The organism is Mesorhizobium sp. RCAM 05099 (genome assembly GCF_059683685.1).
This window is the reverse complement of record NZ_CM185035.1, coordinates 5,830,920-5,843,189: the sequence shown is the minus strand read 5'-3', so window position 1 is coordinate 5,843,189 and position 12,270 is coordinate 5,830,920. Positions and strand designations below refer to the sequence as shown.

The following is a 12,270-nucleotide window of genomic DNA, read 5'->3' as shown; positions in this document are numbered from 1 at the left end:
CGCCTGGGGACGTGTGACACGGAGCCCTGTCATGACGACCAGTGAGCAGACTGAACCGACGCGGCTCCGCATGGTTGCCGCAGACAGCTGGCGCTTCGGCCTGATTGCCCTGATCGCGTTTCTCACGCTTGTCGATCTGTTCGCCACCCAGGCCATCCTGCCTTCGCTGGTGATCAAATTCGGCGTCAGCCGCGCGACAATGGGCTTTGCCGTCAACGCCAGCACCTTCGGCATGGCGGTGGCCGGGATCGCGGTAGCGCTCTTTGGCAGAAACCTCGATCGCCGCAATGGCATCTGGATCAGCCTTGCGGTGCTGGCGATCCCGACGACGCTTTTATCGCAGACCGACAGTATCGTGGTCTTCGCTTTGCTGCGTGTCGTCCAGGGCTTGTGCATGTCGACCGCATTCACGCTGACGATGGCCTATCTCGCCGAGCATTTTTCCACGCGGCAGACGACGAGTGCGCTTGCGGCCTATGTGACAGGCAATGTCGCCAGCAATTTTTTCGGGCGGCTCATGTCGGCAGCCGTCGCCGATACGTTCGGCATCTCCACCAACTTCCTGACCTTCGCCGCCCTCAATCTGATTGGTGCTGCTCTTGTCTGGTTCACGCTGCAGAAGACATCCGCAATGATGCGTGCCAATGCGGTAGGCGAATCTGCCCGTGCGGCCTGGAAGGGCCCGCTGGGCAACGCCGAGCTGCGCGCCTGTTTCGCGATAGGCTTCCTGATCCTTTTCGTCTTCATCGGCACTTTCACCTATGTGAACTTCCAGCTCGTCGCCACTCCGCTATCACTGTCGCCGATGGCGCTGGGGCTGGTGTATTTCGTCTTTCTGCCTTCCATGCTGACCACGCCGCTCGCTGGGCGCGTCGCTACGGGCCTCGGCCCCAGGACGGGCATCGGCGCAACGCTTGCGCTCGCGATCCTGGGTTTGCTTTTGCTGCTCACCACCCGTCTTCCCATTGTTCTCGGCGGGATGGCCCTGGTCGCCATTGGCACCTTCCTGGCGCAGGCGATAGCGACAGGACATGTCAGCCGAACTGCCTCGCGAGACCGCGCCGCCGCAAGCGGCATCTACCTTGCGTCCTACTATGCGGGCGGGCTCGCCGGCAGCTTCGTCATCGGACAGGTCTACGACCGGATCGGTTGGACCGCATGTGTGGCAGTGCTCGCGCTTGTTCTCACCGGCGCGATCGTGATCGCCCGTGTGCTGCAAACGCCAAAGGCATGAGACCTGACGACCGAGAATCTAACTATCCAACAAAGGAGACTGAGATGACCAACACCCTCAAAACATTGATCGCCAGCGGTGCCATATTGATGGCGATCGTTCTCCCCGCCGTCGCTTCGGACGGTGTCGTCACTGTGAAGAGCGACTATTCCGTCGCCGAAACCGTCGCCCGCATCAAGAAGGATGTTCTGAAGAAAGGCATCAAGTTCTTCGGCGTCATCGACCAGGCAAAGCTTGGTAAGGATGCAGGCAACGATGTCAGGCCGTCGCGGCTGGTGATGTTTGGCAATCCGGCACTGGGCACGACCTTCATCACGTCAAATCCGGAAGCCGGGCTTGATTGGCCGGTGCGTGTCCTGGTTTACCAGACCGCGGATGGTGCGGTTTTTGCCGCCTATAGCGATTTCGGCTGGATCGCCAAGCGACATGGCATCACCGACCGCGAGGCGCAGTTCAAGATGGCGACCGAAGTCATCCAATCCGTCACCTCGACGATCAAAAAGAACTGAGCACGAATGATGTGTCGGAGATCCGCCGCCCAGCTATGCGACGCCGGTCACTTGTCGCGGCAAGCCTACTCGGCGGCGGACAAGGCCTTCGCTCGCTCGCCGAACCACCTCTTCTGCGTGGCCTCGCGCACCAGCGCGCCAACCGCTGGCGAATGCCTGCGGCCGCGCACGGTGACGAGATTGACCTCGCGCCAGAACTCCGGGTCGGTGATCGGCAAGGCCACCACTCCCGGATGCTTGGCGGTATGCTCGGGCATGAAACCGAAACCAAGTCCGGCAGCGATCATCGCGAGCGTCCAATCGTCCCGATCGCTCCAGTAAACAGGGCTGACGGTGACGCCCTGCTCGGAAAGAATGGCATCGGCATAGCCGGCAAATTCACAGTTGTTGCGGTGGATGTAGCTTTCATTGCTCATGTCCTTCACTCGCACACTGCGCTGGTTGGCGAGGCGATGTGTCAGATGGACGGCCATCACCATCTGCTCGCGAAAGAGCGGCAGGGAGTGGACTTCTTCGTCGGGCACGTTCGACGGCAATGCGTAGATGGCGGCCTCGAGATCACCCTCGAGCAGTCGCCGCCGCAAACTCGGCGCGTCGGCGTCACAAAGATGAAGCTCCACGCCCGGATGATGGGCGCGGACGGACGAGATGAGTTCGATAATCTCGTCCGGAGCTATGGTGCTCATGATGCCGACCCTGAGCGGGGTCTTCTTCATATGCACATACTGCTCGGCTATCTGCTTTGCCTGGCGAGAGTTCTCGAAAACACCCTCTAGATAGGTCTCGACCATGCGGCCGAGCTCCGTGAGGTGGGTGAAGCGTCGCTCCCGATGAAAAAGCGCGCCGCCAAATTCGTCCTCGAGCAGCTTGATGGCGCGTGAAAGCGCCGGCTGCGTGACGTTGCACTCCTCCGCCGCCCGGGTGAAGTTCAATTCCTTCGCGACGGCCAAGAAATATCTGACCTGGCTGATTTCCACTGCACGCTCCCCCAGCGGGCATGCATACGGCACAACGCGCGTTGCGGCGTGATCTTACTAGTTGCCCCGACGTCAAACAAGCCAAGGCGCCCGTTGGAAGGCTTCGCCGGCATCGAGCTGATGAATCTGACCGTCGGCTATCGAATCCATGTCTCAACGGCATTTCCGCCGCTTCGAGCCCCTCGCCATACTTGGTCCAGAACTCGAGACCTAGGCGCGGAAGCCCGTTGCTAGCAGCCGCTTGTCGGCCAATTCGGCCCGCGGCCCCAACCGAAGGAAACGACGATGCTCAGAGGGAAGACAGCACTGATTACCGGCTCGACCAGCGGCATCGGCCAAGGCATCGCCGAAGCCTTCGCGGCCAAGGGCTGCAACATCGTTCTGAACGGCTTCGGCGATGCCGATGAGATCGAGCTCCTGCGCGCGAGACTTGCCGCCGACCATAAGGTGATGGTTCGCTACGACAATGCGGACATGAGCAGGGGCGATGCGATCACCGCGATGATGGACAAGGCTATTGCCGAGTTCGGCGCGGTCGACATCCTCGTCAACAATGCCGGCATTCAGCATGTCGCGCCGATCGACGACTTTCCGATCGAGAAATGGGAAGCGGTCGTGGCGATCGATCTGATGTCGTCGTTCTACACGATCCGGCGCGCCTTGCAGGCGATGAAAGCACGCAAATGGGGTCGCATCATCAATGTCGCCTCGGCCCACGCCCTTGTCGCCTCGCCCTACAAATCCGCCTACGTCGCCGCCAAGCACGGGGTTGCCGGCTTGACCAAGACAGTCGCGCTGGAGGTTGCCGAGCAGGGCATCACCGTCAATGCGGTTTGTCCCGGATATGTGCTGACCCCGCTTGTCGAGAAGCAGATACCGGACACGGCCAAGGCCCGTGGGATCACCGAACAGCAGGTGATCAAGGATGTGCTACTGGCCGCCCAACCGACCAAGCAGTTTGTGACCGTTGCCCAGGTTGCGGCGCTCTGCCTGTTCCTGGCTTCAGACGATGCGGCATCGATCACCGGCGCCATCATGCCAATCGAAGGCGGCTGGACAGCCCATTGAATCCGGCAACGAGGAGCAAGGCCATGAACAAGATCACTAGAAATCCCGCAGCTTCGGACCCTGTGCCAGATATCGGCCATCAGGCTGATGGTTCGGTCCAGCGCCAGACCGTATTGGTGCTGCAGGGTGGTGGTGCCCTCGGAGCCTACCAGGCCGGTGTCTACGAGGCGCTCGTCGAAGGTGGGATTGAACCAGATTGGGTCATCGGCACGTCGATCGGCGCCATCAACGCGGCGCTGATCGCGGGAAACGAGCCGAAGGATCGGTTGCCGAGGCTTCAGGAATTCTGGGACAGCGTCAGCCGGAGCAGTCCCCTCGACGAGTTCTTCCGGATGATGGTTCCAAGCAACATCTTTGCCAATATGGGCACGGTGATGCGCGGCATACCCGGCTTCTTTGAGCCGAACCCAAGTGCCATGTTTGGGGTGAACCGCGAAGTGGGTGTCGAGAACGCCTCCTACTACACCACCGATCCTCTCAAGAGGACGCTGAATGAACTGATCGACTTCGACTATCTCAACCGGCGCCTTACGCGGCTGACAGTCGGGGCGGTCAACGTCAACACCAGCGAACTGAAATACTTCGACACCCGTGAGATGACGCTGTCAGCGGCGCATATCATGGCATCAGGCGCCTTGCCGCCGGCGTTTCCGGCGGTCTGTATCGACGGCGAGCCCTATTGGGATGGCGGCATCTATTCGAATACGCCGATCGAGGTCGTGCTGGACGCGCGTCCGCGGCGCGACGCGCTGATCTTTGCCGTGAACATGTGGCAGCCCCGCGCCACCGAGCCGAAATCGATCTGGCAGGTCATGGGGCGGCAGAAGGACCTTCAATACGCCAGCCGGGGCCGGAGCCACGTGGCGCGGCAGGAGCAACTGCATCGTCTGCGCCACGTCGTGCGCGAAATGGGAAGGCTGGTTCCCGAGGAGCGGCGCGAGGATCCGATGTTCAAGGAACTCGCGTCCTATGGCTGTCCCTCGGTCATGCACCTTGTTCGGCTGCTTTCACCACGCCTCGACGGCGAGGACCACACCAAGGACATCGACTTCACCCGCTCAGGCATCCGCACACGCTGGCAGGCGGGATACGAGCATGGGCAGCGCGTCCTCGCGGAGAAGCCCTGGGAATGCGACGTCGACATGCTGCAGGGCATCGTCATCCACGAATCGCAAGAGTGAATTGTTCGCGCGCGGCGCGGCCGAGCAAACAGGCGGAAAATACAGATGCAGATCATCACACCGGGAATGCGGCTGGTTCCAGAAGCCGTGCTCGCCAACAACGCCGCGCTTTTCCGCGCGATACCGGAAACTCCATCGCATGCGGACAGTTCGTTGCATCGCGTGGTCATCGTCGGCGGCGGCGCGGGCGGACTGGAATTGGCAACGCGCCTCGGCCGCAAGTTCGGCAAACGGCGACTTTCCGTCACGCTCGTCGACCGCAATCGCACCCACATCTGGAAGCCGCTTCTCCACGAGGTGGCATCCGGCGCCCTGAGCGCGTCGAGCGATTCGGTGGAATACATCGCCCATGCCAGCCGCCACCACTATCGATATCGCATCGGTGAAGTTGTCGGTATTGATCGCTCCAGGCGCCAGGTCTTTGTCGCGCCAAGCTTCGACGACGATGGCAGGCAGATCATCCCGCCGCGTGTGCTGGGCTATGACACGCTGGTGCTGGCCGTAGGCAGTGTCAGCAACGACTTCGGCACGCCAGGGGCGGCTCGCCATGCAATCGCGCTCGATACGGCCGAACAGGCCGCCCGGTTCAACAAGCGCATGATAGACGCGTGCCTGCGCGCCAATGCGCAATACCAGCAACTGTCGCCGGGCCAACTCCATTGCGTCATCGTTGGCGCGGGGGCCACCGGCGTCGAACTGGCTGCGGAATTGCACAAGTCGATGCGGGAGATCGCATCGCACAACCTCGACAACATCGATTTTGAAAGGCTGATCCGCATCACCCTCGTTGAGGCAGGGGCGCGCATCTTGCCGGCTTTGCCGGAACACCTGGCACGCGCTTCAGCACGTCTGCTTGTTGATCTGGGGGTCCAGATACGGTGCGGGATCAGGGTCACCGAAGTGACCGAGGAAGGCATCAGGCTTGGTGAGAAATTGTTTGTGCCTGCCGAACTCGTTGTCTGGTCCGCTGGGATCAAGGCCCCGGATTTCCTGAAAAAGCTTGATGGCCTCGAAACAGACCGCGTCAACCGCCTGGTCGTGGATGAGACACTGCAAGCCAGAGGGGACGAAAACGTGTTTGCGATCGGCGACTGCGCAAGCTGTGTTCTGCCCGGCGATGACAACCCATTGCCACCGCGCGCCCAGACGGCCCACCAGCAGGCTGATCACCTCGTCAAGGTGATTGCGGCGCGTCTCGTGGGACGGGCCGCACCGGCTTTCCGCTACCGCGACTACGGATCCCTTGTTTCACTCGCCGACTACGGCTCGTTTGGCAGCCTGATCGGCGGTCTGAAGATCGAAGGTCTGCTCGCGCGGCTGATGTATCGCTCTCTCTACAAGTTGCATCTCAAGGCGGTGCACGGCCTGGTGAAAACCGCCCTGGACTCGATTGGCGAGATGGTCGCGAGGCGCACCAGGCCTCGGATCAAGCTTCATTGACATATACAGGCGGCGCGATGAAAAAGTATGATGTCGTGATCCTCGGCGGCGGCAATGCCGGGATGGGCGTGACGGTGGCTACTCGTGCCGCGGGGCTGTCGGTGGCCATGATCGAGGCACGCGACCTCGGGGGCACTTGCCCCAATCGTGGATGCACGCCGAAGAAGGTGCTCGTCGCGGCGGCCCATGCGCTCCACGAGATCGAACGGGCTGATCGGCACGGGATCACGATCGGCAAGCCGAGGCTCGACTGGCGAGCCCTGATCGAGCGCGAAAAAGACATTATCAATGACATTCCGTCCCGGCTGTCTGGATTGATGGCCAAGCGCGGTGTCGATGTCATCGCCGGCGAGGCCGCTTTCATCGGCAGCAATGCCATCAGTGTCGACGGCCGCGAGCTTGAAGCCAGGAACATTGTCATCGCAACCGGTTCGAAGCCTCGATCACTATCAATTCCTGGTGCCGAGCACCTGACGGTTTCCGACGATGTCCTGAATGACCCGGTGCTCCCTCGCGCGGTCGTTTTCGTCGGCGGCGGCGTCATCGCCTTCGAACTGGGCCACGTTTATGCGCGCGCCGGCGTGGACGTGACGATTCTCGAAGCATTGCCGCATTTGCTGGGAGCATTCGACGCCGATGCCGTGGCCCAGATACGCAGCGAGAGCGAACGCATAGGCATTCGAGTCCGAACCCTGGCGTGGGTCAAAAGGATCGAAAAGGCCGACGGACGATTGCGCATCACTTATTTGGCGGATGGCGTCGAGTATGCCGTGGATGCGGACAGGGTTGTGAATTGCGCCGGGCGAGTGGCCAATGTCGAGGGGCTTGATCTTGGTGCCGGCGTTGTCGTGCACCGCGAAGGCCGTATCGAGATCGATGATCATCTGCGGTCGCGGTCGAACCCGGACGTCTATGTCTGCGGTGACGCGGTGTGGAATTCTCCGCAGCTTTCACCTGTCGCGACTTACGAAGGCGGCATCGTTGGCCGCAATATCGTCGATGGACCGAGACACAGGCCGGACTATGGCCAGATACCATCGGCTCTCTACACGGTCCCCGCCTTGGCCAGCGTCGGGCTGACCGAGGCCAAGGCGAAAGAGCAAGGCCTTGGCGTAAAGGTCCATGTCAACGATATGCTGGGCTGGCTGTCCGCCAGGACTTATGCCGAGACAGTGGCGTGGTCGAAGATCCTCGTCGAAGAAACCACGGACAGGATCGTTGGCGCCCACATGGTGGGCCACGCCGGCGAAGAGCTGATCCATCTGTTCGCGCTTGCCATGAAACACGGCATCACGGCATCGCAATTGTCCGACATGGTCTACGGCTTCCCGACCTTCTCGTCGGATATCAGGAACATGATGTAACGAATTGAGGGGAGGCTGCGAACAGAATACGAACCCCGCAAGCCTCGATGCATGTTGGGCATCGAAACGATGCAAGGAAAGCATGGCCCCACCCGAGGGGCTCCAATGGTAGGGTGCACGCAATCCATGAAAGTGCAGAAATGGCCGCCGACGACGAGGCAATGACATTTGAACAGTCCGTCCAGGCTGCCATTGAACTTGATGCGTCGCTGAACGAGCGATTGGCGGTGATTGCCGCGGCGGTGCGTCGCCTGAATGCGGATTTCGCCGATGCCGTGGACCGCCTAGTGGTGCGTCTGGAGAAACAAGGGGCAGGCGCCATGGCGCCGGCGCCAGGCGATGTCATGCCGGGGTTCCTGCTGCCTGACGACGAGGGCAAGCTGGTGAGTTTGGCCAACGTGCTGGACCGCGGGCCAGGGGTGATCACCTTCCAGCGCGGCCATTGGTGCCCCTATTGCCGTTTGAATGCGGTTGGCATCGTCGAAGCACAGCACGAGATTGCCGCCCTGGGCGGCCAAGTCGTTGTGATCATGCCCGAGCGGCGCAGGTTCGCGATGGCGATGAAGGCCGCGGTCGGGGCGACGTTCCCCTTCCTGACCGATATGGACAATGGCTATGCCCTGTCCCTCAACCTCGCGATCTGGGTCGGAGCGGAGATGGAGCGGCTGATGGGCCTTGGCCTCGATCTCCCCAACTATCAGGGCAACAGCAGCTGGTTCCTGCCGATCCCGGCAACCTTCATCGTTGGAACGAACGGGATAATCACCGATCGCTTCGTCGATCCCGACTACCGCCGGCGCATGGAGATCGACGACCTGATCAATGCGCTCAGACGGGCTCGCTGACGCCAAAAGGCGACCAATCCGTCGACCGCAACAAGTTGAGTAGCGTAGTGGCCACGGGCGAACGGTGTCGGCCGGCGACCGCATAGACGGAGACGACTCGGGAGATATCGACGTCACGAAGCTTGAGCCTGCGGATGTTTGGCGTCCGCGGTGCCGTCACGGAGACGAAGCCCACACCGGCGTTGGCCTCCAGCAGCGCCAGTAGGTCGTGGTCGGTCTCGACTTCATGCGCGGTGCGAGGCGTCAGGCCCTTCGCGGCGAGGCAGCGCGACAGGTCCTCGCTCGTCTCCCAATCGATCCGGCTGAGCACAGGCTCCCCGGCCAATTGGCTCAATGCGACATCGGCCTCGTTGCGACGGGCGAGCGGATGATCCGAATTCACGACAAGCTCAATGCCCTCCTGGAAGAGCGGCCATGTGTCGAGCCTATCCCAAGCCTGCCCCAGTGGACCTGCAACGGCCAGCTCAACCTCGCCATTCTTGAGGGCTTCAACGACTGCGGTCGGCGACCCTCGGTTGATCTTGAGATGCACCCCGGGATAGGCCCGGAAAAGCTCCGTGAACGGTGATACCAGCAGTGCAATGTTGACGCTGTTGGAAATGGTGACGTTGAGAGGCGCCACGTCGCTGCTCTGCACAGCCTTGGCGAGCGACTTGGCGGAAGTGGCGGCATCGTAGCATTGCTGCAGCAGGGGCAGCATGCGCCGCCCGAGTTCGGTCAGGTGTGAGTGCTGGCGTTCGCGCCGAAGGAGCTCTCCACCCAACTCTTCCTCAAGCGTCTTGATCGCACGCGTCAGGGCAGGTTGAGTGACGTTGCACTCTTCGGCCGCCCTCGTGAAGTTCAGCGTGCTGGACAGGGCCAGAAAATAGCGGACCTGCTGCATTTCCATGAATTTTCGCCCCCTCAGCGAAATCCGATTCGTCAGGCATAGCTAATTTGCGACTATGCTAACGCAACAAGAGGCCGAGGCAAAGGCGGAGGGGTGGTGGCGGCACAAAACCGGGGCACGAGGCCCTCGCGATGCCCGCCGGCTCCAACCGGCGGGCTCGTCAGTGCGGCAACTGTCACATCGCCATTTTTTCACATTCAGCCTGAGCCTTCTTGGTGGACGTATCGATCATGTAGGCTTTGCCTTTGGCGTCAGTCATCATCATCATGCAGTGCTTTATTGGCTTGGCCATCTTCATCATTTCAGCGCCCATCTTGGCATCCGGCATCATCGTTCCCATGTGCCCATCGGGCATGATTGCCGTCACTTCACCGCCCTTCATCATCGACATTTTGCCCATCGCGTCTTCGGCAAGGGCTTGCGAGGCGGAAAGACCGAGGAGGCCCACAATGGCAACGAGCTTGATCGAGTTCATTCACTTACTCCCATTTTGGGCACAATCGCCCTTTTTTGAGTTCGCGAATTCCTGCCGTATCGTTACGCCATCACGAACACGTGACCGCCAACGTGCCAGGCAGGACTCGATCTGGCTGGCGGTGGTTCACCGCCCTTTCACTCCTGCTGAACCACCAGTTCGCTTGTCATGGGGATTCCCCTGAGGGCGCCAAGCACCATGTTGTGGGAGATCGCGCGCTCATGAATCTTCTCCAGATCGGCGCGCGGCGCCGAAGAACACACGGTCGCGCTGAGGTGCAGGGACACATAGCAATGGCGCGCGTCGGTAGGCGCCTTGAGCCCGTCGAGCCCGTCGAACTCGCCGCGCGGGTCGAACACGCCTTCCGCGACGAAATCGACTGAACGCAGATCGACCCCCGCATGCGCTGCCAGCATCGGATAGTCCGAGCCGGCACACACGGCCGCCGCGGCAAAGATCTGCTCCCAGGGGAAGACGGCGGTCGGCGAATTGTCCTTGAGGCTTGCCGGTCGCTCCAGGAGCGGCGTTGTGTAAGGATCGCTCGATTGCGGATCGAAGCGGTAGCGGGCACGATAGGTGCCACGCACCGCGTCACCGTGTTTCTTTAGAACGGATACGATGTCTTTGACCGTGCTGACCGGTTCTCCGAAGACTATTGGCATCTTTATCTCCCTATAAAATGAGAATTCCACTCACTGTGTCGGTCCCGCAGGTGCCGACGACGTTGCGGCCATCTGACGGCAATCCCGATAATGTGCCGATCGGGTTCGCCCTATTTGGCGGGCGCGGCCGCCTGGGCTTCGCCGCCGAGATCTTTCTTGAACGTTTCGAAATCGACCTGCATGCCGTTGAAGATGGTGCTCCAGTGGCGTGACAGAGCGGCGATAGCGACGGCCTCCTCGATCTCGTCCTGCGATGCGCCCGCCTGTTTTGCGCTCTCGGTGTCTTCCCAGATGCAATATTGGCAGGGAATTTGGGTGGAGACGGCGAGCGAGATCAAAGCCTTGACCTTCGGCGGCAGGGCGGTTTCGCTGGAGAACTGCAGAGCCTTCACCTCGGCCCAGGCGCCTGGCAGCGCTGCTTTCGAAACCTGATGGAGAAAGCTGGGCACCGAGCCGAGCGTCCGCTCGACGTCCTTGTAGGTGGCGTCGACCTCAGTCTGGCCGGCCCAGCCTGAGCCCGATGACAACAATGTGGCGCAGACGACCGTCGATGCGAACGCCGTTTGAAGGAAGCGTCGCGACCGGCGCCGTCCGAGCTTGCCGTGGTGCGCGTTGGAAGCAACATGGGGAACTACGAAGGCGGACATGATCTCTCTCCTCTGTGGAACCATTCGAGTTGGCGCCCTGTGAAGGCCGCGTGCTCTAAGGAGTCACGGACGGGAGAAAAAGTTCGATCAATCATCCTCGCTTCTGGGCGGACGCGGCGAAAGATGAAGATGCAAGCGTCGGGCCTTGCCGTCTCGCTGAAAGATCACCAGGACGATGCCCGGCGGGCAGTGGAATGGGTCTTCGGGCGGATTGATGAACCGTCCCTCGATGACGGTGACGTGGCTGGCGCTGAGAATGCGCTGTGGTTCGAGGCGGACGCCGGCTTCCGTGTCGGAGTCGACTTCCCCAGCAAGGAATGAGCGACCCAACACAGGTTCGCTTGATCCACGCACCAGGTGAAGGTCTTCCGCAAAGTGCCCCAGGAAGCGGTCGCGCTCGCCGTGCCGGTTGAGTCCGTTGAAGATTTCGAAATAAAATTGCTGGCGCGAGCGAGACTGCGAGCGAGCGTCTGCGTCGACCAGGCCTGCGGTTTCGAGCAGCATCTCGGCCAGCTTGCGTTTGGCTTCTGACAAGCGGCTGCGAACCGTCCCGATCGGGACGGCCAGAACGGCGGCCAGTTCCTCGTAAGACTGATAGCTGCCGAAATAGCGCAACATGGCGGTAGCCTGCAGCGGCTCCGGAAGTTTGCGCAAGGCGCCCCACACCCATTCGCGAAGCGCGGTCTTCTCCAGCTTTTCCTCGATGCTCGCGCGTTCGTCCGGGCGGTCGGGAATGTCAGCGGTCAAGATCTCGCGTCGTCTTCGACGCAATTGTTGCAGGCAACAGCGTTGCAGCACGGTTCGAAGCCAGCCACCGACCGCTTGCGGATCCTTGAGTTCACCGATGCGCCTCAGCGCGATCAGGAAAGTCTCATGCACGGCATCCTCGGCGTCCGACCCATAGCCGAGCATGTTCAGCGCTGTCACGTAGAGCCGCGCGCGATGGCGTTCCAGCAGCAGGCCGAGGCAACGACAATCG

The 12,270-nt window shown here is 61.3% G+C and carries 13 protein-coding genes; 7 read left to right on the top strand and 6 right to left on the bottom strand.

Annotated features, from left to right (window positions below; genetic code table 11):
• Window positions 1–31: 31 nt before the first annotated feature.
• The gene (locus AC56QQ_RS28745; protein ID WP_497124219.1) at window positions 32–1,234 is read left to right on the top strand and encodes an MFS transporter; all 1,203 of its coding nucleotides are present in this window, start codon (window positions 32–34) and stop codon (window positions 1,232–1,234) included.
• Between the two features lie 44 nt (window positions 1,235–1,278).
• Window positions 1,279–1,743 carry a DUF302 domain-containing protein gene (locus AC56QQ_RS28740; protein ID WP_497124218.1) on the top strand — a complete coding sequence of 155 codons (465 nt, stop codon included), beginning with the start codon at window positions 1,279–1,281 and terminating at the stop codon, window positions 1,741–1,743.
• Window positions 1,744–1,808: 65 nt separating this feature from the next.
• Here the strand turns inward: AC56QQ_RS28740 and AC56QQ_RS28735 are convergent, their stop codons facing one another.
• Window positions 1,809–2,720, bottom strand: a complete 912-nt coding sequence (locus AC56QQ_RS28735) for a LysR family transcriptional regulator (RefSeq protein WP_497100563.1) — start codon at window positions 2,718–2,720, stop codon at window positions 1,809–1,811.
• Between the two features lie 285 nt (window positions 2,721–3,005).
• Between AC56QQ_RS28735 and AC56QQ_RS28730 the strand changes: the two genes are divergently transcribed.
• The 5 genes from AC56QQ_RS28730 to AC56QQ_RS28710 all read left to right on the top strand — a co-directional run bounded on the left by AC56QQ_RS28730 (window position 3,006) and on the right by AC56QQ_RS28710 (window position 8,618).
• The gene (locus tag AC56QQ_RS28730) at window positions 3,006–3,788 is read left to right on the top strand and encodes a 3-hydroxybutyrate dehydrogenase (RefSeq protein ID WP_489859737.1); all 783 of its coding nucleotides are present in this window, start codon (window positions 3,006–3,008) and stop codon (window positions 3,786–3,788) included.
• Window positions 3,789–3,811: 23 nt separating this feature from the next.
• Window positions 3,812–4,969 (top strand): patatin-like phospholipase family protein, encoded by a 1,158-nt coding sequence (locus AC56QQ_RS28725; protein WP_497124217.1) that lies wholly within the window; start codon window positions 3,812–3,814, stop codon window positions 4,967–4,969.
• A gap of 45 nt (window positions 4,970–5,014) precedes the next feature.
• Window positions 5,015–6,409 carry an NAD(P)/FAD-dependent oxidoreductase gene (locus AC56QQ_RS28720; protein WP_497124216.1) on the top strand — a complete coding sequence of 465 codons (1,395 nt, stop codon included), beginning with the start codon at window positions 5,015–5,017 and terminating at the stop codon, window positions 6,407–6,409.
• Window positions 6,410–6,426: 17 nt separating this feature from the next.
• Window positions 6,427–7,773 carry a dihydrolipoyl dehydrogenase family protein gene (locus AC56QQ_RS28715; RefSeq protein WP_497124215.1) on the top strand — a complete coding sequence of 449 codons (1,347 nt, stop codon included), beginning with the start codon at window positions 6,427–6,429 and terminating at the stop codon, window positions 7,771–7,773.
• A 140-nt stretch (window positions 7,774–7,913) separates the two neighbouring features.
• Window positions 7,914–8,618, top strand: a complete 705-nt coding sequence (locus tag AC56QQ_RS28710; protein ID WP_497124214.1) for a peroxiredoxin-like family protein — start codon at window positions 7,914–7,916, stop codon at window positions 8,616–8,618.
• Here the strand turns inward: AC56QQ_RS28710 and AC56QQ_RS28705 are convergent.
• The 5 genes from AC56QQ_RS28705 to AC56QQ_RS28685 form a co-directional block, all read right to left on the bottom strand.
• A complete protein-coding gene (locus tag AC56QQ_RS28705) occupies window positions 8,602–9,507 on the bottom strand; it encodes a LysR family transcriptional regulator (protein WP_489859742.1) in 906 nt (301 codons plus the stop codon). The genes AC56QQ_RS28710 and AC56QQ_RS28705 overlap by 17 nt on opposite strands.
• A 175-nt stretch (window positions 9,508–9,682) precedes the next feature.
• On the bottom strand, window positions 9,683–9,982 hold the full coding sequence (locus tag AC56QQ_RS28700) for a hypothetical protein (RefSeq protein ID WP_489859743.1): 300 nt from the start codon (window positions 9,980–9,982) through the stop codon (window positions 9,683–9,685).
• Between the two features lie 137 nt (window positions 9,983–10,119).
• The gene (locus AC56QQ_RS28695) at window positions 10,120–10,644 is read right to left on the bottom strand and encodes an OsmC family protein (protein ID WP_497124213.1); all 525 of its coding nucleotides are present in this window, start codon (window positions 10,642–10,644) and stop codon (window positions 10,120–10,122) included.
• Between the two features lie 110 nt (window positions 10,645–10,754).
• On the bottom strand, window positions 10,755–11,291 hold the full coding sequence (locus tag AC56QQ_RS28690) for a carboxymuconolactone decarboxylase family protein (RefSeq protein ID WP_497124212.1): 537 nt from the start codon (window positions 11,289–11,291) through the stop codon (window positions 10,755–10,757).
• 87 nt (window positions 11,292–11,378) lie between these two features.
• Window positions 11,379–12,203, bottom strand: coding sequence for an RNA polymerase sigma factor (locus AC56QQ_RS28685; protein WP_497129157.1), 825 nt, complete (start codon window positions 12,201–12,203; stop codon window positions 11,379–11,381).
• Between the last annotated feature and the right edge of the window lie 67 nt (window positions 12,204–12,270).